Source organism: Paenibacillus whitsoniae (assembly GCF_003955665.1).
Classification (GTDB): Bacteria; Bacillota; Bacilli; order Paenibacillales; family NBRC-103111; genus Paenibacillus_E; species Paenibacillus_E whitsoniae.
Map to the genome: position 1 here is coordinate 92082 of NZ_RXHU01000015.1, position 22985 is coordinate 115066.

The 22985-nt window shown below is 49.5% G+C and carries 17 protein-coding genes; 1 reads left to right on the top strand and 16 read right to left on the bottom strand.

Annotated features, from left to right (window positions below; all coding sequences use genetic code 11):
- Positions 1–18 precede the first annotated feature (18 nt).
- From EJQ19_RS05115 to EJQ19_RS05125, 3 genes are all read right to left on the bottom strand, one after another.
- On the bottom strand, positions 19–1164 hold the full coding sequence (locus EJQ19_RS05115; RefSeq protein WP_126140118.1) for an ABC transporter permease: 1146 nt from the start codon (positions 1162–1164) through the stop codon (positions 19–21).
- Between the two features lie 3 nt (positions 1165–1167).
- Entirely contained in the window at positions 1168–2166 is a 999-nt protein-coding gene (locus tag EJQ19_RS05120) for an ABC transporter permease (protein ID WP_126140119.1), read from the bottom strand.
- Between the two features lie 90 nt (positions 2167–2256).
- On the bottom strand, positions 2257–4230 hold the full coding sequence (locus tag EJQ19_RS05125; RefSeq protein WP_241242741.1) for an ABC transporter substrate-binding protein: 1974 nt from the start codon (positions 4228–4230) through the stop codon (positions 2257–2259).
- 490 nt (positions 4231–4720) lie between these two features.
- Here EJQ19_RS05125 and EJQ19_RS05130 point away from each other — a divergent pair, with 490 nt between their 5' ends.
- Entirely contained in the window at positions 4721–4987 is a 267-nt protein-coding gene (locus EJQ19_RS05130; RefSeq protein WP_126140120.1) for a hypothetical protein, read from the top strand.
- A 75-nt stretch (positions 4988–5062) separates the two neighbouring features.
- Here EJQ19_RS05130 and EJQ19_RS05135 read toward each other — a convergent pair whose 3' ends face one another.
- From EJQ19_RS05135 to EJQ19_RS05195, 13 genes are all read right to left on the bottom strand, one after another.
- The gene (locus EJQ19_RS05135) at positions 5063–7411 is read right to left on the bottom strand and encodes a helix-turn-helix domain-containing protein (protein ID WP_126140121.1); all 2349 of its coding nucleotides are present in this window, start codon (positions 7409–7411) and stop codon (positions 5063–5065) included.
- Between the two features lie 13 nt (positions 7412–7424).
- Positions 7425–8996: an extracellular solute-binding protein gene (locus EJQ19_RS05140; protein WP_126140122.1), complete on the bottom strand. Its 1572-nt coding sequence runs from the start codon at positions 8994–8996 to the stop codon at positions 7425–7427.
- A gap of 207 nt (positions 8997–9203) precedes the next feature.
- The gene (locus EJQ19_RS05145) at positions 9204–13025 is read right to left on the bottom strand and encodes a hypothetical protein (RefSeq protein WP_126140123.1); all 3822 of its coding nucleotides are present in this window, start codon (positions 13023–13025) and stop codon (positions 9204–9206) included.
- Between the two features lie 47 nt (positions 13026–13072).
- Positions 13073–13975: a glycoside hydrolase family protein gene (locus EJQ19_RS05150; protein WP_126140124.1), complete on the bottom strand. Its 903-nt coding sequence runs from the start codon at positions 13973–13975 to the stop codon at positions 13073–13075.
- Between the two features lie 2 nt (positions 13976–13977).
- Positions 13978–15570, bottom strand: a complete 1593-nt coding sequence (locus EJQ19_RS05155; protein ID WP_164716329.1) for an extracellular solute-binding protein — start codon at positions 15568–15570, stop codon at positions 13978–13980.
- 46 nt (positions 15571–15616) lie between these two features.
- Positions 15617–16492, bottom strand: coding sequence for a carbohydrate ABC transporter permease (locus EJQ19_RS05160; protein ID WP_126140126.1), 876 nt, complete (start codon positions 16490–16492; stop codon positions 15617–15619).
- Positions 16486–17460 carry an ABC transporter permease gene (locus EJQ19_RS05165; RefSeq protein WP_126140127.1) on the bottom strand — a complete coding sequence of 325 codons (975 nt, stop codon included), beginning with the start codon at positions 17458–17460 and terminating at the stop codon, positions 16486–16488. The genes EJQ19_RS05160 and EJQ19_RS05165 overlap by 7 nt, the downstream gene beginning before the upstream one ends.
- A 229-nt stretch (positions 17461–17689) precedes the next feature.
- Positions 17690–18001, bottom strand: a complete 312-nt coding sequence (locus EJQ19_RS05170; protein ID WP_126140128.1) for a hypothetical protein — start codon at positions 17999–18001, stop codon at positions 17690–17692.
- Between the two features lie 64 nt (positions 18002–18065).
- Positions 18066–19097: a zinc-dependent alcohol dehydrogenase gene (locus tag EJQ19_RS05175; protein WP_126140129.1), complete on the bottom strand. Its 1032-nt coding sequence runs from the start codon at positions 19095–19097 to the stop codon at positions 18066–18068.
- Positions 19098–19152: 55 nt separating this feature from the next.
- Complete coding sequence (locus tag EJQ19_RS05180; protein ID WP_164716330.1) at positions 19153–20151, bottom strand: hydroxyacid dehydrogenase; 999 nt, start codon at positions 20149–20151, stop codon at positions 19153–19155.
- Entirely contained in the window at positions 20144–21208 is a 1065-nt protein-coding gene (locus tag EJQ19_RS05185) for a Gfo/Idh/MocA family protein (protein ID WP_126140131.1), read from the bottom strand. The genes EJQ19_RS05180 and EJQ19_RS05185 overlap by 8 nt, the downstream gene beginning before the upstream one ends.
- A gap of 24 nt (positions 21209–21232) precedes the next feature.
- Positions 21233–22033 (bottom strand): sugar phosphate isomerase/epimerase family protein, encoded by an 801-nt coding sequence (locus EJQ19_RS05190; RefSeq protein WP_126140132.1) that lies wholly within the window; start codon positions 22031–22033, stop codon positions 21233–21235.
- A gap of 22 nt (positions 22034–22055) precedes the next feature.
- Complete coding sequence (locus tag EJQ19_RS05195) at positions 22056–22961, bottom strand: carbon-nitrogen hydrolase family protein (RefSeq protein ID WP_126140133.1); 906 nt, start codon at positions 22959–22961, stop codon at positions 22056–22058.
- Positions 22962–22985: the final 24 nt, after the last annotated feature.

A 22985-nucleotide genomic window follows, 5' to 3' on the forward strand; every position in this document is an offset into this window, starting at 1 on the left:
TCCCCGCCTTACTGTAGTTTATTTCTTATATGGATCGGCCGCATCCCGCAGACCGTCGCCTAGAAAGTTAAACGTTAACACGGCGATAATGACAAAACCGAGCGGAATCAGCTTCCAGGGATACAAAGCGATATTCTCAATTTGCTGCGCTTCCTGCAGCAGTACGCCCCAGCTTGTCGCCGGCGAGCGAATGCCGAGTCCTAGAAAGCTCATCGCCGTCTCGCCAAGAATCATGCCGGGGATGGCAAGTGTCGTCGCCACAACCAAGTAGGAGATAAAGCCGGGCAGCAGATGCTTGATAATGATTTTGGCGTCGCTGACGCCGGCGATTTTAGCTGCGAGCACGTATTCTTCATTTTTTAACGAAATGAACTTGCCTCTCGCTACCCTGGCTAAATCGGTCCAGCCGATAAAGGCAAAAATAATGACGATATACAGATACATCGTGACAACGGGAACACGCGCCGGAATTGCAGCCGATAGCGCCATCCATAACGGAAGCGTCGGAAAGGAACGAATGATTTCGATAATGCGCTGAATCACCGAGTCAAGCCAGCCGCCAAAGTAGCCGGATACACCGCCGATAAACAACCCCAGCACAAAGCTGATGGACACCCCGATCAGGGGGATGCTCAGAGAGATTTGGCTGCCGAGGACGACGCGCGACAATAAATCTCTGCCCATGCCGTCTGTGCCGAATAGAAATAACCGACCAGGCTCATCGACTCCGAAAAGGTGAATGCTCGTTGAGAACAGACCGAGAAATTTATAAGTCTCACCTTTTACCAGGAATCGCACCGGATGGCGCAGCTTCTCGTCCTGCACGAACACTTTACGAAGCGTAACCGGATCTCTGCCCGATTTCAGTTCATTCACATACGGTCTAAGATGAAAGTTCCCTTCGGCATCCTTGAAGCTTAACTTTGTGGGCGGCGCATTAACGTATTTGCTGTCATAGCTTTGCAAGCCGTAGGGAGCGATAAACTGGGCGAAGATAGCGACGAGATAGAAGCAAGCCAAAATGATTAAACTGATACGAGCTAATTTATGTTTTTTCAACCTTTGATAGATGAGGCGCCACTGCGAGCTGTAATACACTTCGTTGTTTTTGGGGCGCTTGACGGCGGTCGAAAGTTGTTTTCCAATTTGTGCAATAGGTTTCATAGGTCACGCACCTCTGAACGCCGTGCGAATTTTGGGATCAAGCCATGCGAGCAGGATATCGGAAATCAGTGTTCCTACAACTGTTAACACGGCCATGAATAATAACCACGTTCCCGCAAGGTACATATCCTGAGCCAACAGGGCGTTGTACATGACTGGTCCTTGAATCGGCAAATTCAACACAATCGCCGTAATGGTCGAGCCTGTAAAAATCGAAGTCAACGACCACCCGATCGTACTCACGATGGGATTCAGCGCCGCGCGTGTCGGGTATTTCAGCAGTATTTTGCCCTCCGATAACCCTTTCGATCTTGCTGTGACCACATTCGGCTTGTTTAATTCGTCCAGCATCTGGCCTCTCATCACACGAATCAACTCAGCCGTATTCGCTAGCCCGATGACGATCACAGGGATGATCATATGCTTCAGCAAATCAAGCATTTTGCCTGCGGACCAGGCGGCATTGGCATACTCGCTTGAAAATAGGCCCAACAGCGGATCTCCAAAGTACACATAGGAGAGATACATGAGAATTATCGCCATTAAGAAATGCGGCGTAGCCATCCCCAGAAACCCGAAAGCGGAGAAAATATAATCGCCAATGGAGTATTGCTTAACGGCACAGTAAATGCCGATCGGAATCGCAACGCCGTAGGTAAAAATCATCGTCGCCAGCGAGACAATCAGCGTTAACGCCATATATTGCGAAATGACAGAGAGCACAGGCTTTTGGTAGCTGAACGAGTACCCGAAATTAAAGTGGAGCACGATGTTCTTCATCCATTCCAAATATTGAATGAACCAGGGCTGGTCCAGCTTCAAGCTGGCCCGCATGAGATCGATATCTTGCTGCGTCATGACCTCGCCCGCCGCAGACATTTTGGCAGCATAAGAGGATACGTAGTCGCCGGGCGGAAGCTGAATAATATAGAACACAATGATGGATATAAAAATAACGACCGGGATCACCAAAATAATTCGCCTTAAAATGTATTGAAGCATCTCTATCCGATCCTCTCCGGTTATTTCAGTGACGCCTTGGAATCGCATAATGGGGAACCCTCGCTCCCCATTATGCGGTGACAGAACGAACTACTGCTTAATGAAGAATTGAGCCGGATGCCCATGACCGATGCTGCGGAATTCGTCGGCAAAGACTAACGTTTTAGGCACATTGCCCATCTTGTTCGACGCAACAATCAATTTAGGCGTAGGACCCGCATAGCCGATCAGCCATTGATTTTTCTGATGCAGCTTAATAATTTCATTGCTCCACTTCAAAATGTCTTCCTTCGTCGTCGAAGATTTGACTTTGTTCCAGTCATCCAGAATTTGCGCCACGTCACCTTCCGGTTTAACCCCCTCTTTACCGTTCGAGGATGTATACAAACCGTAATTCCCCAGCCAAGGCGTCAATACACGCAAAGGCACCAGCGTATCGGGTCTGAAGGCTACATTGACAAGTGAAATATTTTCAGTCGTAACCGGAATTTTATTGGCATATTTGAGATCGTTATGCGTACCTGTGTCCACAACCTTAATATCTACTTTAAGGCCAACTTGCTCGTAATACTTTTTGACTAATTCCAAGAAAGAGGCGCTGTTTGTATTCGGTTCAATAATCGTAATCGTGAGATCGGAGCCGTCCGCGTTCATACGGAAATTGTTCTTATCCCGCTTGGTAAGCCCGATCTCATCAAGAAGCTTATTGGCGCGTGCTTGGTCGAATTGGCTCCACTGTTCGGCCCAACCTTTTTGATACCCTACCAAGCCTTCCGGAACCGAAGCCTGCTGCGGCGCCCCCAAGCCGTTCGTTACAATCTCCGAGACTTCCTTGCGGTCAACTGCAACGGAAACAGCTTCCCTGAAGCGAATGTCCTGGAAAAGCTTACGCAAATTCGGATCTTCAATGGTCTGGTTAAATTGAAGACCTGCGCTTGACCAGGTTGGCGTCGACCAGGACAACACGCTGAAGCCTGCTTTTTTCTCATTTTCCTTCAGGACCGTGAAATCTTTAAAATCAAAATCAAGCAGATTATAATTGCCCGCTAATGCGCCAAGCACCCGCTGTGCCGGATCCTGAACCTTCGTAGCGACAATGCGGTCCATATAAGGCAGTTGATTGCCTTCGCTGTCCACTTTCCAGTAATAGGGATTGCGCTCCATGATGAATTGGTCGCTGTTCGGATCGTTCTTCGCTACCCACGCTCGCAAGGTCGGGATTTGCGGGTTGATCCAGTAGTAATAACCCGTTGCGACGAGGAACGATTTGACATCCGCAAAGCCCCATTGTTTGGCAATTTCCAGCGCCTTGTCTTCCCCTACAAACTCAGGCAAAATCGTCTTCTGGAAGTGGGCGGGCGCAAAGAACCATTTATTATCGATAGCGACACGCTCCAGGAACTGTACGCTTGGGTATTTATGCGTAACTTTAAAGGTGTAATCATCGACCTTCGTCACCTTGGCCAACGCCTTTTCGCCGGTTACCGGATCGACCGAATAATAAGCATCATAGATCTTTTTGCCGAACGTTTCTTTCGTAAGCATATGCTCCCAATAGAAAATGACATCGTCCGCTGTAAAAGGCACACCATCCGACCACTTCATGCCTTTGCGCAAGTGAATCGTGAACTCCGTTGAGTCCTTGTTCACTTCGTAGCTTTTGGCCACGTTAGGCTCGACCCCGCTTCCATCTTTGTTGAAACGGAAAAGCGCCTCTTCCGTCGGCTGGCCAACCGCCCAACGATCGTTAGGACCGCCCCACGGCATTTTCCAATCGCCGCCGTATTGGCCGATTTGATCCGTTACTCTTTCCACCATAATGTCGTCCTTGTCGGGCATCCGATCCGTTACAGGCTTCAACGAGCCTGCGCTGACAAGCTTAGCGAGCATAGGGGCTTCCTTATAACCTGCAATCTGGCTAGGCGCTGCTGCGGTTGGACTTGCGCTCTCTTTCCCTGGTGCACTTGCGCTCGGTGATGGGCTACTTGCACTGTCCTCACATGCCGTAAAAACAACTGCAGAAATCAACAACATCATGGCCGTTAACACCCTGTTTCTTTTCAAGCCAGTCCCCTCCAACGTGTTAGAATTGGTATTCATCTGAATGGCCTTGCTTCACCCCAAGGCAGCATGGCATTAAACCGGTTTAATAAAGAGGCAGAGGCGTCCATCGCCTTGGTGGTAAAGGATGAACCGAACCGTTTAAACCGGTTTAATATAAGCTGAGCTACATCCTAACGATGTCTGGGATCCCCCCCTGCTCCAATACTTCAAACCGGATGTATTAAACCGGTTTAATTCTTGTAAGCGTTTACCCGTTGTTAGTAGTATCTTACCTCGGTATTCATTCGCTTGCAACCGCTTTCTTTGTCATAAATTGGATGAACTTGTCGAAGTGGTCAAGTGTCATCGATCCAGCCATTAGGGCAGAGCTATGATTCAGCCCCATGATTTCTCCCTTGTAGAATTTCATAGAAACGTATACACTTTCATTAGAACATCACAGATTCGTGCTAGATACCATTCATCCAACTTTGTAGGGGGACGTCGACCGATGGCAGCTAATGAAATAAAACGCGTACAAGCCCTGCTGAATCATGCTCAGCAGCTGGCTGGCAGCAGCAAAGGCATAGACGAAAGAGTGAAAAGCCTAAGCAGCCGCTTGGAAGCTCTGAAGCAGCTTCAAGACGGACAAGCGACTGAAACGGAAACTGCTGCGGCAAGTGAAGAGGCAGGCGCTGTGGAAGAAGCCAAGGAAGAGGCGGCGGGGGCGGAAGAAGCCGCAGAAACGGCTGAAGCTTCCGCGGAAGAATCGGCTTAAGCGGGGAGTTGAAAAGGCGGTGCTCGGGATCATCATCCCGACACCGCCTTTCTCATGTTTTCACCATGCTCCCCATTACCCATGGACACGCAACAACTCTGCACGGTACTCCCCTGGCGTCCTTCCGGTCTCCATTTTAAACGCCTTCGTAAACGATTGGACTGTCAAATAACCTACTTGATCCGCAATCTCCTGGATTTTCAGACGTTGATCGCCCAGAAGCATCCTCGCAGCCGCGATCCTTCGCTCCGACACTCTGTCTTTAATCGTCATGCCGGTTTCATCTTTATAAATTTTACGCATATGCGAAGTACTGATAGCAAAAATTTCGCTCAATCGTTCGATGGTCAAGTCATCCGCAAGGTGCGTATCAATGTAAGCCGTAATGGCGACCGCCAACTCCTGATTTTTCATAGAGCGCTTCTGCTCCAGCTGATCGAGCACAAGCTCATATAGCACCTGCATGTAGCTGACCATACTCTGCATCGTTTCCATCTCTAGCAGATCGGTATGTCTCAATTGCTGTATGACCGGCTGAAAGCCTAGATTGGCGTCGATTTCGTAAACGCAGCGCAGCGACGAGGAAAATAACTGCAGGAAGTAATGCCTGACCACCTCAATTTGCCTTGCGTGATGTGCAATCAGATGCGCTTCGAATTCTTGCAACCCAGAGATAAGTCCTTCGCGGTTTCCTGTTTTGAAATGCGTCAGTATTTGCTTCTCCAGACCAAGCGGGTACATGACAATGCCAGCTTCCGGTCGGACGGCCTCATAATAAATGACCGTATTGCCTCCGTATACGAGCTTTTGTCTAAGCGCTGAGCCCGCTTCCTGATAGCATTCGCTAAGCTCCTCAATACTCGTGTGCAGCGTGCTGACGCCAATTGTGAACGTCATCGTCGGTACCTGGCCTAGCAGCGTCAGAAGCTGACGGAGCCAAGAGCGCAGACTTTCGGGCAGCATCTCCGAATCAATTGGCTCTTCGGCCAAATAAAGCACCATCACCATTTCGTTCGGTTCTGCTTCCACGAGATAGCCTTGATAGCCCATCTTACTAAAAGCTTCCTCCTGAAGTCTCTCAGACAATTGCAGAAGCCATGTATTCCGTTCGGATTCATGCATGTTCTGGGTAAACTTGCTGTACTCATCCATAGATACAATCAAGACGACGAAAGAGCCTGTTTCGGGCAAGCTCAAGCCATAATAAGTTAGACGTTCCATAGTATGAGGCGATATCTGTTCGTCACCGCATACCAACCGCTGCAAAAACTTGTTCCGGCTCTGGATTTCATAATCCATAAGCAGTGTAGTCAAATCCCTGTTCTGATCCATCAAACGGCTTACACTGCGTTCAATCTGTACAATTTCCTTGGCATGCTCCGATTTACTATCGTAGGATTTCTGGTCAATGCCACGCATCATATTCAACAATCGGTGCATCGGGTTAACAATTCTTCGCGACAGCAGCAGCGAGCCAATCAAGCTGAGAACAACAGCCATCAGGCAGATGGCAACCGTTAGCCGGCTCCACAAGTGCAGGCTGTGCGTTACCACGGACTTTGGAATCATATAGGTGTACACCCAACCGCTCGTTCCGGAAGTCACATAGCAAACCAGCGAGTCTACGCCGTGCACCTTGGTAAACAAACTTCCGGATGTTTCACTGAATTGTGAAATGTCCAGACCGCTAACAAAATCGCCAAAATCGGAGGTCTCCTCCTCCGGAGCTTTCTGCGAAAGAATATGTCCTTCTTGGTCAGTAACAACCAATTGAACATCCGGATTCGTACTTAGGGACTGCATAATTTGCGCCAAATAATTGCCCTTGATATTGATAACCACATAAGCAGACGGCGTACCGGTTTGAATCACCGGCAGCGTCTTGACGATCGAGATCACAGACTCTTCCTTTGCTGAGGATATTTCCGGAAGAAATCTGGTGCGGACTGTCGATTTGTTCGACGTTCGTTCGACCATGGAGCGAATAAAATCCCGATCTTGAAAGCTGCTAAGCGGTAACGCCCCCTGAAGCGAGGACAAGATCATCTGCGAGCTGGTATAGTAGATGGATACCGAGTGTATATAGTCGCTGGATAGCACGACATTCTCAAGCCGCTGCCTTAGCTGAAGCTGCATGTAAATATCAGCCTGTTCGTAATAATCCATAAAATGGAGAAATGAGGAATCCAAGAATACCGCTTCCATGGCCTTATCGACCTCAGCCAGTACGATTTCTTGCCCATTCTTGATCAAATTCAGCGTATTACTGCTGTTCTGGATGGCATCTCGCCAGAGTAAAGTCGAAGATGAATAATACAGCGCCCCCCCTGAGATCGCTGCAACCAGTAAGGAAAGCGCTAGAAAATAGTTAAAGTATTCAAATAAACTGCTCTTCAAAAAGCGCTTTTCTTTTTTTTCTTTCATATTTGCTGTCCCCCTAAATACCGGGACTCACTTTGCCCGATTTCAACGTGTTATATGTTTTAATTTTGGAGTTGAGCAAATCTTCGCCGCCTTTCCTCTTCCACGTAGCGACATATTCGTCCCACTTGGACAGTGGTTCCTTGCCTGTAACGAATTTGATAAACATCTCTTCCTCGTATTTCGCTACATCGGGACCATACGATTTTTGTTCATCTGTCAGTGGCATGCCATAAAAAACGTCCTTGTACAAGTTGTACTTAGCTGCCTTTTCGATAAAGCGGTTATTTTCGAGCTGCACGGGATCTTTGGAGGAGGCACTAACTTTTTCTCCGAGTTCCTGTCTCGAGACGATTTGGCTCAGCGGGTCCAGCCATTTCTCATCGAACGCCTTCTGCCCTACCGGTGTCCGCCCCGAGTTCATATCGCTATAATGCTCGCCCTTGATCCCATAGTGACTAAGCTCCCAGCCCTCGTCCGTGGATAAATAATCGAGGAAACGAAGAATCGCTTCCACATTTTTCGTCTTCGACGAAATCGCAACGACAGCGCCTAGGTTGCCAAAAGACAGCATGCCGCTTTTCCCTTCAGGTCCTTTAATCCCCGGAAAGACGGGCTCCCAGTCCGCATTCGGAACAATTTCCTTCATTTTAAGCTGTTGACCCAGCGTTTGCGGCGCGAAGGACCACCAGGCGTTGAAGTAACCAATTCTCCCTTGCGCCGCCTTCTGCGTCGCTTGATCCGACTTAATTGTGAAAATCTCTGGATCAATCACCTTGGCGTCCCACAGGTTTTTGATATAACTCAGTGCAGCCTTGTACTCCGAAGAAATCGCAACGGGATAAATCTTGTTATCCTTTAGATAACTGTTCATCGGAGCACTGTTCGCAAACATTCCCGGGGAAATACCAAAGGCTCCAAAAATCGGCATGAAGCTCTCCGCATAAGTGTTAACTGTCCCGATACCATACGTATCATCCTTACCGTTTCTATCTGGGTCCCTGTAAGTAAACGCTTTCATTATCTGCTCAAATTCGTCCAGATTCGTCGGCATCTTCATATTCAGCACGTCCAACCAATCCTTGCGAATGACGGGAACTTCCTTTCCTGCCGCATTCTCGTAAGGGATCACATACTGTTTCCCATTGTACTTCGTCAACTCCCATAACTCGGGCTTCAAATTCTTCTTCAGATTAGGAGCGAATTGATCCAGATAGGGGGTCACATCCAGAAACAAACCTTGATCCACGAATTTCTGATAGTCAAACGATCCCAGCCTGCTCATATCCGGAATCTCGCCCGATGCAGCAAGCGCGTTGTACTTGCTATTGAAGTCGTTATTCGGCAGCATATTCACACTTAACTTCACGTTAGTTCTCTTCTCGATCATTTTCGTAACCGGGTTGTCATCTTTCCAAACGCGGCCTCCATCCGGTTGTATGAGCGAGAGCGTCACCGGAGCAGCAGATGCCTGACCATTCGACGGTGGATGACTGGCTTCCGTGCCGCTGCAGGCCGAAGCCATTGCTGCGACCAACGATACCATGCATAGCAAGGCGATAGCTCGCTTAGATGAGTCGGTTTTCATTCATGGACATCTCCCCTTTTTTCTTGTTTATATTATAAGGCATATCATCCAATAATCACTTTTATTTTTTCACGAAAGCGATTTCATTTGTAGATGACAATGTGCTTTTTTGTGCTCGTTCTGCCGAATCGTCAATTTAGATAAAAAAAAGCAAAAAATACTTGCTCAGCTTTCGAAATTCCCGAAAACTGAGCAAGTATTCAGCTATTACTTCTTTACCGTCACAGTTAACATATCACTTGAGATCACACCTGCGGCGTTGAACAACTCGGCACGATACTGATGCACACCGATTGTGCGGCCGGTGAGAGCTGTAACTGCCTTTTGAGCATTAGGCGAATTGGCTTGCAGGCTTTGGGTATCGATAAGAACACCATTCTCATAAAGGCGATACCCTGTTGCGTTGGTGCCCCACCACATGTTCATCGTGATTCGGTAGTCTCCATCTCCATCCCAGTTATCCTGCGATAAGACAGGGTTGCCTGGGACCGCATCCGTGACGTTTACAACAAGAGGTTGACTGGTTGTTGTTCCAAATGTATTCGCAAGTTCACTCATGTAGGTGTATGTACCGTTCAGTTTATCAGATATCTTCACTTTGGCTAATTGTGCCGTTGGCGAAGCATCCGAAAGTGTTTGCTGGTTCATGAGAACACCATTCTCATATAGTTTGAACAGAGTGCCATTATTGCCCCACCACATGTTCATCGTGACTGCGAAGTTGCCATCTTTTAGACCAGAATAGCCGTTATCCGAGGACAAAACAGGTTTTCCAGGAGCGCCGCTTGATAATGGCTTTTCAGCACTTGGCACCACAGTCACAGTGGATTTGACGGACATCAGTCGTCCGAGCACATCAAAGGCCTTTAGACTCAAGCTGTGAACACCTGGCAAAAGTACCGTAGAAGCCGTTAGCGTCTGGCCGTTCATCAGATAAGGGACTGCTGCACCGTCCACTAGAAGCTCTGCTGTTCCCGCTGCGATGGGAATCTCACCTTGCACCAACTCCGCTGAGATGGCAACATTCCCTGCCGTAAGTTCCTGATTATTTGCCGGAACCAGATTGATAATTTTACTGTACAGACCTATATCAGGCTGCGTATAGACGCCCACATTCTCCACCTTGAAAGAAACATCGGTTGCCGTCCTGGAATTGATACCGATACTAAACCTCCGGACTTGATCGGGATCGAGATGGAAATTGTCATCCGGCGTTCCGAAAGCGGCGAAATCCGACCAAGGCAATTTAACTTGCTGCCATCCACCGACTGGCGTAATGCCCGTTCCTGTGAAATAGCCGGAACCATTGCTTTCATAAATAAAGCTCCGAACAACTACACCGTCTATAGGAGCTGGGAAATAGACATTGAAGGTAACCCCTTCCGTTCCCGCGAATGACAACTCGCTTGGTAAATCATAATTCGGATACGTCCACTTGTCCCCACTACCGAAATGATAATCGAACTGAATGACCCCAGGGCTCGGCTGGGTCACCGTAGCGGTAGAACCCGGCGAAATATTCTCCCCCCACTTGGCAGGATTATCATAGTCAGGAAGCAACAGACTCGGCGTTACTGACTTGTTCTCATTGGAGGCAATCAACGTCACCGACTTGGAAGTAGCCTCTCCACCGAACGAGCCTTGGAACACGACCGGAAACTTCACATCTGCCGCAATATCCTGGCTTCCTGTCAGGGTAAACGTCAATGTCTCTTTCGAATACGGAGCAACCGTTACGTTCTGGGAAGGTGTCGCTAAGGTCCAGCCGCCATAAACGGTGCCGCTGACAGTTCCACTCATCGGTACCCCGTTGAAATTGTAAACTTCCACCTCAATGTTTGTTGCCGCTGTCTTATCCAGCAAGTACCCTTTGGCTTTCGCCTTAGCCGCTGTGGCTTCTGGATACTTTTGTGTAATTACGATTCTATCCGCATTCGAAAGTTCATCTGCCTTAGGTACAGGAGCCGCGTATACCGAAGTGCTCAAGCCTTGGAGGCTGCCAGTAATCCTCAAATAATGTATATCAGGGACTGATGTCAATGCATAGCTGCCCGAGGAGGACGTCAACTGCTGCTCTTTCCCCATAATATCCGTTAATAATGCCGTGTTCGTGCCTGTCGACAAGGTTAGTGGGGTCTCAAGCTCGCTCCAGTACGCGACCACGCTGTCTGCTCCGTCCTTGAACACATAACCGGCCACTCCATCAGGCAATCCCGGCAGCTTACCCAGATAAACGGCTTCACCTAGCGCATGCGTCATCGCTGCTTCTGCATTCACTGCGGCATATGGCGTCCCTCGGGAGGTGAAGCTGCCATAATTCCCAATGGTTTCCTGGTAATTCGGGAACACGAACCAGAAATGCTTATCCACGCCACTAGCGATAGATTGAATCGTGGAGGTTGCCAAATATCGTGCCTGTGTCCGCAACTGCTCGCCGTACAGCGTCTGTGTGCTGTCGGTGAACATTTGGGCTACTCCTGCTTCCGTCACATAAATGGGTTTCGTATCCAAATCGTAGCCCTGAATAAACTCCGTATGGGCGGCGAAGGAAGGCGGCATATCCAGTATTTTCTGACTCCCACTATCGCTGCGGTGACCGTGATAGTTGTAGACGTCGATAAAGGGCGCGATATCGTTCTCCATGAGAAGCTCTGTATATCCCCCTGGCGGATAGGCGATGCCCCCCAATGCTACCCGAGTGCCTGACCCCGAATCCCTCGCTGCGATCGTCGTCGCCTTCACGAATGCGGCATATTGATCGGCGGGCTCACTATCCGCTGTATAGGCAATATCCGGCTCATTCCAAAACTCCCAATCCGACTGGCTTCCATAATGGCTAGCGCTTGCTTTTGCCAGTTGATAAGCATCCAACAGGTTGCGAGGCAGCTTTTTGTCGTCACTCTTCGTCCACGTAGGAGCAATGTGGTTCAATTCCAAAACGCGAATGCCATTCGCCGCATAGGCGTTGTTGTATGGATCATATTTGCTGAAATCATAGGTTCCGCTGGCACTGCTAATGGAGTTCCAATGCATCCGCTCTCGCACATAATCGACCCCCGTCAGCCTGACCGCACGAGCGTATTCCGCCGCTTGCGCGACAGGTATCAGAGAGCCTCCCGCCACATCCAAAGCGAAGGGATTGTTTGCGGTAGCACGGCGATCTGACGTATTCATCACGATGGAGAAGTACTCGCTGATCGGCTTGCCGTTCTGGTCAGCTTCAGCAGTTATCGTATAATGGCCGCGTGGCAGCTGCGGCAACGTAACCGTGTAAGAAGGGGCGTACACATTCATCGTCACGCTATTTTGAAGAACAACATTGCCATCATAATCTTCCACTTTATAGTCAATGACATGTCCATGGCTGGCGGAATCTGTGAATGCGATGGACAATTCCTTGACATCCTGTTCTTCAAATAGGTTGTTAGGCGCATTCGTTACGATTTTGTTCAATCCCCAGGGGAGCTTCTTCAATTCTACATAATCAAGGAAAAAGTAGATGCGCCCATCTGAAGGTCTTCCGTTGGGAATACGAAAGGAGATGGTGTTGCTGCCGGCTTTAAGCGTCACCGGATTCAGCTTGAATTTATGGAAGATGTTCGCCGGCGTATCAATTTGACCGATCTTTGTGGCAACGGTGGAATTGACAGGAAAATAATTGCCATCATTGATTTTCATTTCATACGGCGGGATTGATGCCAAACCGATCGGGCTTCCCATCATCTCCAATCCATAAATGCCGGGAACGGCAATGTTCACTTCATAGTCTACGCTGTAGTTGGACGCGGGAACGCCGCTTAAGCTCTTGAGGTAAAAAAAGTCACCATTGCTCAGCGAGCTGTTCTTATAACCATCCTTCGTACCACCGATCTCGTTGCCAACTTTAGAGGTGTAGTTCTCCCCTTCGATTCTAATCACAGTAGGTTCTGAGCTTGTTTCTGTCTCACCGGCAGCGAGAGATGGATTGACTTGTAAAATAAGCGTGAATGCCAGAATGAAAGCGAGTATAAATGATAAATGTTTTTTCAAAGGTTACTTCCCTCCTAATCGATAGGATGCATGTTAACGCTTACAAATCACTTGCTTGCCTTGCCCGGCCAATCCCACACCTTTAAATCCCGGCTCCAAGCTATACCAATTGAAGCATGTGTATCGAACAACACACGCTCATCCTCGGGGCCGCTGCCGTGAAAAAACATCACAAATGCCTCCACACCTTCCTTATGCCTGAGGTCCAAGACGAATCCAGCCGTTATTCGGCCTTTCGCCCATTCCCACTCCTGCTGGCCGAGCGTAATTAGGCTGTCCTCCTCTCGCCAATGAACCAAATCATACGACCTCATGACGCCAATTCCGTTCTCGGGAGAATGAAACATCACATATTCCCCTTCATCCCGAATTATGCAGACATTCTCTCCTGCGCTTTCGTTGCCGCAGTACGTCCACTGCCGGAAATTATCCGTTTTCGAGAGGCTGACGCCATTTTGCTTATAGAAACAAAACCATTCCCCTGGCTTAGCTGCATTCTCGATGAAGTAAGGATCGATCATCCGGCCCATATCCTTGTCGGCCACATGGTCTCCTTTGACACGAAGCAGCTCCGGAGCCGTCCAATTCACCAAATCTTCACTTTCCATCATCCAAATACGGCAATCACCGTTGCCATATTTCTCGCCATTTGGCCGTGGATACGATTGTAGACACATTCGCCAGCGGTTGTTGACACGAATCACATTGCCAGGACTGGAGAAATTGAGGTGCTGATCCCTCGGTGTCAGAAGAAGCGGCTTGCTCCATTCACGAAGATTCGCGCTTTGGCTCATCGCCGTATACAAATAGACGCGGCCGTCTTCTTCTGTCTCCACAAGGGTGTAGTACAGCCACCAAATACCGTCCTGATAAAGTGCGCACGGATCCCGAAAAGCTTTCTTGTGATCTCCCCTCAAGAGAACGGGCGACGTCATTTGGTAGCCTTCCATCCTTATAGACCTGCGCTTACATTGCTTGATTTCAATTCATTGTACTTTTTAATTTTAGAATCCAACAACGATTTGCCGCCCTTCTTCTTCCATGTCTCTACATAGGAATCCCAGTTAGACAACGGCTCAGCGCCTGTAACGAACTTCAGGAACATCTCAACCTCATATTTGGCAACATCCGGACCTAATGTATTTTGCTCATCCGTTGCTGGGATGCCATAGAAGATGTCTGAAATCAAGTTATAACTGGCTGCTGCATCCGTATATTTGTTGTTTTCAATTTGAATTGGATCTTTCGTAGCCGCATTGATTTTGTTTTGGATATCTACTCTGGACACGATCTGGCTTAGCGGATCCAGCCATTTCTCGTCGAACGCTTTTTGACCCTCAGGTGTACGTGCCTCCGTAATGCTCGTATAGTGCGTACCCTTAATGCCGTAATGATTGAGCTCCCAACCCTCATCGGTTGACATATAATCCAAGAAGCGCAGAACGGCCTCGGGATTTTTTGTTTTTGCCGAAATCGCGATGGTTGCGCCTACATTACCGAAAGACAGCATGCCGCTTTTACCTGCCGGCCCCTTGATTCCCGGAGAGATTGGTTCCCATTTCACATTAGGCACAATCTCCTTCATTTTAAGCTGTTGAGTCAGCGTTTGCGGAGCGACGGACCACCAGGCATTAAAGTAGCCGATTTTCCCTTGCGCGATTTTCTGCTGCGCTTGATCCGCTTTAATCGTAAAAATTTCCGGATCGATTACCTTCGCATCCCACAGCTTCTTGATATAGGCAAGTGCGTCCTTGTATTCCGGCGATACCGCAACGGGTACAATCTTATTGTCTTTCAGATAACTGTTCATAGGCACACTGCTGGCAAACATGCCGGGTGCAATGCCATACGCCCCAAATATCGGCATGAAAGCTTCCGCGAAGCTGTTAGCATTGCCCATACCGTACGTATCATTTTTGCCGTTTTTGTCCGGGTCGTTGAACGTAAAAGCTTTTAGCATCTGCTCAAACTCATCAAGATTGGTCGGCATTTTCATATTCAAGGCATCCAGCCAATCTTTCCGAACGGCAGGTACTTCTTTACCTGCTCCATTCTCATACGGAATGACGAACTGCTTGCCTTTGTGCTTCGTCAACTCCCACAGTTCCGGCTTCAGGTTCTTCTTCAAGTTGGGGGCATATTGGTCAATGAGCTTGGTAAGATCCAGGAACAAGCCTTGATCTACATATTTCTGGTAGTCAAACGAGCCCAGTCTGCTCATGTCCGGAATGTCGCCAGAAGCAGCAAGTACGTTGAACTTACTGTTAAAGTCGTTATTGGGAAGCATCGTTACGTTCAATTTGACGTTAGCTTTCTTTTCAATTTCTTTGGTGGCTGGATTATCATCTTTCCAGACACGGCCGCCATCGGGCTGAATAAGCGAGATGGTTGCTGGGGCAGCGGATGCAGATGCGGATGGCTGACTGCCTCCCCCTGTTGCTGCTGGCTTGCTCGGTTCCGAGCTGCTGCAGGCTGCGGTCAATGCCGTAGCTACCGAAACTGTACATAAGGATGCGATAACGCGCTTCGTAGATTGTTTTTTCATGATTTTGTGTCTCCCCTTGGACATTTTTTTATGATAAGTCAATGCTTTAGCCCTTCACAGACCCGACCATCACACCCTGCACAAAGTACTTCTGCAGGAAAGGATAGACGATGATGATTGGCAAAGCTGACAGAATCACCGTAGCGGCACGAATCGTCTCTACCGGTGGCGGCAGGCTGTCTCCGTCAATCTGTTCGATCGAAACCGTGTACATTTTTCGCAGGATCAGTTGCAGTGTCGAAAGCTTCGGGTCGTTGATATAAATAACCACGTTGATATATTCGTTCCAATGCCCAACGCCATAGAACAGAGCTAGCGTGGCTACGATTGGAAGGGACAGCGGCAGCATAATGCGAACGAGTATGCCTAACTCCGAGCAGCCGTCCAATCTGGCCGATTCGCTCAGGCTAACGGGAATGCCCTGAAAGAAATTGCGCATCAAGATTAATAACCAGGCATTAATGGCGAAAGGCACCATAAGCGCCCACACGGTATCGACCAAGTGAAGCGATCGGACGACCAGATACGTGGGAATCAATCCGCCATTGAATAGCATCGCAATGACGATAATGGTCATGAGTACATTGCGCCCCGGCAGCTCCCTGGTAGAGAGCACATAGGCACCTAAAGAGGTCATGATCAAATTGATCAGCGTGCCTACAATCGTAATAAAGATGGTGACTCCATAGGCGTCCAGCAGTCCTGAATGACGGAGTACATAACGATAACTGTCCCAATGGATCGAGCGTGGATAGAGTAGAACGCCTCCTTGCTGCACGTAATCCTTCATATCTGCGAACGATACGATAAGCACATTCACAAATGGATACAAGGTGCTCAAGCAGAGCAGTGTCAGGAGGAACCAGATGATATAATCTACGATGCCAGCCTTGGACATGGACTTGGATTTTCCGCTCACCATATCGCCCCCTCCTCATCAAGTTTCTTGGATACAAAGTTAGCAATGAGCACGAGGGCAAGCGCGATCACGGAACGGAACAAGCCTACGGCCGTAGCGTAACTGTAATTATTCGTATTCAGTAATCCGATGCGATACACATAGTAGTCGATGACCTCGGCTACTGGGGCTACTTGGGGATTGATCATGACCAACGTTTGCTCAAAGCTAACACTGAGAATGCCGCCCAGGCTTAGCACAAACATAATGCTAATGACGCTTCGAATGCTGGGCAGGGTGATATGCCACAATCGCTGCCATCTGTTCGCACCGTCAATCGCTGAAGCTTCAATCATATCGGGGTCAACCCTTGTTAAAGCAGCCAAAAAGATAATGGCCCCCCAACCAATTTCCTTCCAAATGGCACTGCCTACAAACATCATTCGGTAATATTCGGTAGATGACAAAAACTCAAGTGTATGCCCAATGGACGATTTGAGCAGCAGATTGATCAATCCGCTTTCGGAGAATAAGTTGTACAGGAGCGCGTACACGACTACCCAGGAAACAAAATGCGGCAGATAGGAAACGGTTTGAAAAAAACGCTTCCATTTTGTGAATCGCATTTCATGGATAAGCAGCGCAAACAGAATAGGTGCCGGAAACCCGAATAAAATGCGGTAAAACGCCAACACCAACGTATTTCGAAAAATGACCCAGAAGTCGCCGCTCTCGATAAAGCGTCTAAAATGAGTAAGCCCTGCCCAGCGGCTTCCGAAGATGCCATCCATAAAGGTGTATTGCTTGAACGCGATCACCACGCCGGTCATGGGTGCGTAATGGAAGACCGCGTAATAGACTAGCACCGGCAAGAATAAAAGATAAAGCGGTAAAAAGCGCTTCATCGTTCGCCAAGTTTTGCTCCGTTTCTCTGCAGCCGAGGGCTCCCGGATCAACGACTGGGGCATGGCGTGATCAGTAGCAGGTTTCATCTCTTATATCCCCTCTCCGATTTCTAACAAGGCAATTCATAAAGCTGCATTCGTTTCATGATGTAAGCGATTGCGTTTTACAATTCCCTGCTGTGCCCCCATTGTTACACGAGGAGCGCTGGCAAATATAGAAACGAAATCGCTTTTTTGTGCCCGTAGCGCCGATTCAGCAGTTTGGATAAAAAAAAACAGGGCGCATTCGCCCTGTCCATAAGTCTGATTTTCCTATTTAGCTCGTCATCGCATACACTAAGAAGCCAGCAATCGGCACGATCCACACCAGCGGAATGCCGTTCCAGATCATCGCTGCCCGGTATTTCCTTCTTGCGAACATGATCCAGCTTCCGATCAATCCGGCGAGCAGCCCTGCGGGATAAAGAATAATCGAGATAAAAATCGTCCATGTCATGGCACTGCCGGACGCATCCAGCGAATCGAACATCATCACAGACATGCCTGATACAAACAGCCATACGAATACAAAAAGCAAATAAAAAAGTTGAGACCCCACCAACGTCCATAATGCCGTTTTTCTACTCATACCATAAGCCTCTATTCTCTCTAGGATGACTTCATTAAATAGAAAGGGAGGCAGTTCTGTCAATTTATTTTTGGTGACAATCCACCATGACATGGATCGTATCACCCTTATGCTCGTTACGCAGTTGAAACGCACGATCCACCTCAGCGAGCGGGATAATATGGGTGATCATCTCTTCGGTATTAACCAGTCCATCCAGGACAAGACGCAGTCCTTCATCAAAATATCGCCGGTTATCGATATCCCGCTTCGGCTCTGTTGACAGAATATCCAGTCGCTTCTTATGGATTTTGAAGAAATCAACCGGCTTGCGGCAGGTGCCGATGCAGCCGTACATGACGATTTTTCCGTTTTGGGCGGCGGCATTGATCGCATCCACCATGCCCTCGCCTTCCAGCAGGCACGGAATTACAACGTCGAAGCCGTCTGGAAAATCATGCTGGAGCATTTCCATCGTATCCGCATGTTCATGTGGAATTTTATACGTATGCGTAGCGCCATATTTGCGGGCAAGCGCCAACTTTTCGTCGAATAGATCGGTCACGACCAGGTTGCGCGGGCTGTACAGACGCACCACTTGGGTCATGATGAGTCCACTCACCCCTTGCCCCGTGATCAACACGTTCTTGTTCGGCGAGATGTCGGCCAGTTCGGCAGCATGAATGATGCCTGGCAGTACCTCAATCAAGGAACCTTCAATGAGTGGCAAATCCTTGGGCAGCACCTTGACCGAGAACGGCTCGCAGATGACGTATTCCGCAAACGCGCCCCACACGTAACGCAAAGCGACATGATCTCCTTGTTTTAGTCCTATTACATTAGGACCCACCTTATCAATGACGCCCGCTACCTCGTGTCCAAGACGAGTCGGATACGAAATGAACTCGGGTTCGCGCGCGCCTCGAAACACCTCGACATCACTGCCGCAAATCCCTACCCATTTGACTTTGACACGCACCTCCCCATCGCCCGGCTCAGGAATCAGCGCCCTGCGCATGCTGACTTTCCCAATGCCGTCCATCACCGCACACATTTGCGTGTGGGGTCCTTTATCATCAACCAGTTCCATTGGAGGAACGGACATTTTCCTAACCATGTGTGGCTCACCTCTCTTATTTATGGGTCCAGTTCTATCACTGACAGCGAAACCGTCAGGTCATCAACGCTAATCGCGCTTTGCTCACCCCGTGCTGAATCCCCTCACCGTTAAAATAGCGATGCATATCCCCCACTAAGGTTCGCCCGATTCTTAGGCGGGAAGAGGGATTCACGCCTGCAATATGCGGCCTGACGAGCACATTGGGCAGGCGGCGAAGCTCGCTGTCCAGCGGCAGCGGCTCCTGTTCAAATACGTCCAGCGCTGCGGTAAAACGGTTCGTGCGCAATTCCTCAATCAACGCTTGCTCGTGAATGACGCTGCCTCGTGACGTATTAATCAGCAGGCAGCCGTCGGGCAGCAAGCGAAGTTCCTCGCGTCCGATCATCCCATCGGTCTCCGGGATCTGGGGAAGATGAAGCGATACGATTTGCGCACGCTTCAGGACGTCCGGCAAAGGCATTAACGTCACGCCGAGCTCGGCCGCCTTATCCGGCTTCATATAGGGATCGTACGCGATACAATTCACGTGGAATGGCTTCAGCAAGCGAATCACTTCTTGAGCCACCATGCCAAGGGCGACAAATCCTACGGTTTTCCCCCGCAGCTCATCCGCCTCCATCTCGGGCGACTTCCAGCGGACAGCTCCTCGCATCGCCGCATCGACCAGTTGGATACGATGGCCCACAGCGAGGATTAGCGCCACGATGGACTCCGCAACCGCTTCAGCGATGGCGTGGCCTCCGGATAAAACCGTGATGCCTTTATCAAAAGCCTCAGGCGCGATGACATTTTTTACAGAACCCGCCATATGTACAACTAATTCGAGCTTAGGGGCCGTTTCCAACATCGCTGGCGTGATGGGCGAACTCTCCCACGTCGAGATACAGGCGGAAGCAGTCTCGAGCCGGGTTGCCAATTCATCGGGTGTGAACGGCCGGTCAAACGGATTCAAGACAAGCTCGCCCAACTGCCCCAGCTTCTCCTCGACATCCGGCTCCAAAAAAGCCGCACGCGCATTGGCGGGAATTTGTACGACGATTTTCCTAGTCATGGGTTCTCTCCCTTTCCAGTCCCACTTCATCCAAGCGAATCACGCGATTCGCCAGCATGGACGCAAAGATCGCATCCATCACACGCATAACCCCCAGCACTTCATGGCCCGCCGCTAGAGGCACACGCTGCTCCAGCAGCGAATCAATAAACTCCTCCAGCTGCCAGGTAAAATTGGAACCATGCTTGCTTGGGCAAATCACTTGCTCGCCATTGTCCCAAAGCTCATGTTCATCCTTAAGGTGCAGGATGCCCTTCGTCCCCGTCATGTAGCGCACATACACACTGTCTTGCGTGCTCCAGATGCGTGTGCCGCCGAGCCCTTCCTCGTCGCCTGGCACTCTTCCCGCGTTAAAGGACATCATCACATTCGCCATGCGATTGCCAGCAAACTTCAGCGAGATCGCGACCTCATCCTCCCCATCCCAATTGGCATTGTGGGAGTAGCCTTGCGCATAAACCGTCTCCGGCAATTCGCCGTAAGCCCATACGATATAGTCCAAAATATGGCTGCCCCAAAGCGGGATGATAAAACCGCCGATGTGCTTAACATCCTTCCACCAATCCACGGCCGGCTTATCGATATAGGCTAAAAGCATCGCATGAATGGTAAATAATTCGCCGATTTCGCCATTACGGATTTTCTCAATTGACTTCATGACAGGGGCAAAATATCTTCGGCTCTGCCCTACCATCAGCGTCACGCCGTTCTGCTCGGCGGCCTCAACCATCTGCTGGCCTTCCCAGTAGTTCAGCGCCATCGGCTTTTCGATCAACACGTGCTTGCCTGCCTGCATCGCTTGAATCGCGTAGGGCGCGTGCAGATCGTGCGGCAGCAGCAGCAGAAAAGCATCAATGTCGGGGTCCTGCACTGCTTCCTCGAAAGTCGTATATAGCTTCGCGTTGTCCCACCCTTCAGCCGCTCGCGCTGCCTTCTCCGGGTCACGGGATACAATCGCCTGCAACGTTACCTTATCTCGCAGCTCTTCAATCGCCGGCAGGTGCGAGCTGGCTACCCGCCCCAAACCAACGACACCCAAGCGTATTTTCCGCGTCATTCCGATCCCGCCTTTCTAGGTAAGCTATTCTGCTTGAAAAAGCGATCTCGCATAACGAATATCCTCACGGATCAGCCGATCGACATCCGCCTCCGCCGTATACTCCGCTGTCAGACAAATGACGCCCTCGTACTTCCTTTTCTTGAGATAGGCCGCCACACGCGCCCAAGAAGCCATGCCTTGGCGTCCGGACGTAAAATGGCGCGTCCATTCCGCTTGTTCCGCTTCCGGCCCGTTGGTGCGGGTATAGAAAACGTTTTTGAGATTGACCATATGCAGCTGCGACCAGACAATATCCAAGCCAAATTCAGGCTGCTGCCCAGCCAGCGCATCGTGTGAGCAGTCCCAAACGGCCCCGATATAATCGGGATTCAGCCCTTGCAGCAGATGCATCAGCCCCGAAGAATCCGGTATGAAATCCCCGTAATGCTGCTGAATGCCAACCTTAACGCCGTATTTTTCGCAAAGCAGCGACACCTCCTCCAGATGCTTGCGAAGCGCAGCGACCGATTGGAGATAACCCGCTTCATGTGAAATCGCAGGCATAATTCGAATGCTAGGAATCCCCGCTTCCGCACAAGCCGAGAAAATGCGCTCATCCGTTTGACTTGCCACACTGAAAATACGCAAACCATGATCGGCAAAATAAGCAGCTAACTTCGGCAAGCCTTTCTCCGCGTCAGCGGGCTCCAGTTGGAAGCCTTCCCTCAAGGGAAATTCGACACCATCAAATCCGCTCTCTTTCACAAACTTAACTAAATCTTGCACGGGCGTCGTTCTCCACGGTTTGGTGAAAACAGAAAATTGTACAGGCAGCTGTGCCATACTCTCCACTCCTTCTATGAATTTATCTCTTGTCTTTCTGCGCTTGCTCAGCCCTCATATGATAGTCCCTATTCGTTTCAAGCTGGAACTCCTCCTGAATTCTCGCCATTGGCCACGCCTGGTCGTTGGACTCGAGGGTGAATACATTTTCCTGCGAAAAGCTTTCAATGCTCACCTTGCTTCCCAGTCTGCTTTGAATATCAAGCAGCTTCCCATATTGATGATCGATATGGAAAATCTGTTTCTCCAAGTCGATGGTTCTGGCCGCCCATCCCCCCCACTTGGAAGTCGAAGCCAGCACTTTTCCAGTCTTGTCAATCACCTTGGCATGATCCGTCCTAACGGAAGATATGACATAATAGGCATTCATCCAAGCATGAGCCTCGAGCGGGAAACCGCCGTCATACGCAGACAGCCAGGCGACAAGTTCGGCTCCTTTCGCTTTCAACGTTCGCCAGATCTCGGGATAGCCGATATCAAAGCAAATCGCGATGCCGATCCTGCCAAAATCGGTATCGAACACAGGCACTTCGCTGCCCGGTGTGACACCATCCTCCTTCATTTCATAGTCGGTCGGATGATGTTTGAGATACTTTCCGGCCAACTGCCCGCCTCTATCGAAGACCCAAGCGGCAACATATTTCTTGCCATCGATCCACTCATGAACGCTAGCGATGATGTAGCTGTTGAGCCTCTTCGCTTGCGCAGAGAGCGCACGATACGTTTGCTGCGTTATTTCATCGGAAACTTCCTTACGATCTGTGCTGCCTGACTTGAGAAATACTTCCGGAAAACAAATCAGATCCGGCTGCAGATCGGTGAAGGCATCCAGCATGTTTACCGCCTTCTGGAGATTGTCCTCCGGTAAAGAACCCATGATGGATTCTTCCTGAAAACAGGTGGTAATGACGTTCACTTTTCTTGGCATGGGTTAAGCTCCTTTATGATGGGC

What these genes read in the sequence shown, in the direction of transcription:
- EJQ19_RS05160 (WP_126140126.1), bottom strand. Translation starts at nt 16,492, where the DNA reads ATGGTGAGCGGAAAATCCAAGTCCATGTCCAAGGCTGGCATCGTAGAT.
- EJQ19_RS05135 (WP_126140121.1), bottom strand. Translation starts at nt 7,411, where the DNA reads ATGAAAGAAAAAAAAGAAAAGCGCTTTTTGAAGAGCAGTTTATTTGAA.
- EJQ19_RS05140 (WP_126140122.1), bottom strand. Translation starts at nt 8,996, where the DNA reads ATGAAAACCGACTCATCTAAGCGAGCTATCGCCTTGCTATGCATGGTA.
- EJQ19_RS05155 (WP_164716329.1), bottom strand. Translation starts at nt 15,570, where the DNA reads ATGAAAAAACAATCTACGAAGCGCGTTATCGCATCCTTATGTACAGTT.
- EJQ19_RS05180 (WP_164716330.1), bottom strand. Translation starts at nt 20,151, where the DNA reads ATGACTAGGAAAATCGTCGTACAAATTCCCGCCAATGCGCGTGCGGCT.
- EJQ19_RS05120 (WP_126140119.1), bottom strand. Translation starts at nt 2,166, where the DNA reads ATGCTTCAATACATTTTAAGGCGAATTATTTTGGTGATCCCGGTCGTT.
- EJQ19_RS05150 (WP_126140124.1), bottom strand. Translation starts at nt 13,975, where the DNA reads ATGGAAGGCTACCAAATGACGTCGCCCGTTCTCTTGAGGGGAGATCAC.
- EJQ19_RS05115 (WP_126140118.1), bottom strand. Translation starts at nt 1,164, where the DNA reads ATGAAACCTATTGCACAAATTGGAAAACAACTTTCGACCGCCGTCAAG.
- EJQ19_RS05170 (WP_126140128.1), bottom strand. Translation starts at nt 18,001, where the DNA reads ATGAGTAGAAAAACGGCATTATGGACGTTGGTGGGGTCTCAACTTTTT.
- EJQ19_RS05130 (WP_126140120.1), top strand. Translation starts at nt 4,721, where the DNA reads ATGGCAGCTAATGAAATAAAACGCGTACAAGCCCTGCTGAATCATGCT.
- EJQ19_RS05190 (WP_126140132.1), bottom strand. Translation starts at nt 22,033, where the DNA reads ATGGCACAGCTGCCTGTACAATTTTCTGTTTTCACCAAACCGTGGAGA.
- EJQ19_RS05175 (WP_126140129.1), bottom strand. Translation starts at nt 19,097, where the DNA reads ATGGTTAGGAAAATGTCCGTTCCTCCAATGGAACTGGTTGATGATAAA.
- EJQ19_RS05185 (WP_126140131.1), bottom strand. Translation starts at nt 21,208, where the DNA reads ATGACGCGGAAAATACGCTTGGGTGTCGTTGGTTTGGGGCGGGTAGCC.
- EJQ19_RS05195 (WP_126140133.1), bottom strand. Translation starts at nt 22,961, where the DNA reads ATGCCAAGAAAAGTGAACGTCATTACCACCTGTTTTCAGGAAGAATCC.
- EJQ19_RS05165 (WP_126140127.1), bottom strand. Translation starts at nt 17,460, where the DNA reads ATGAAACCTGCTACTGATCACGCCATGCCCCAGTCGTTGATCCGGGAG.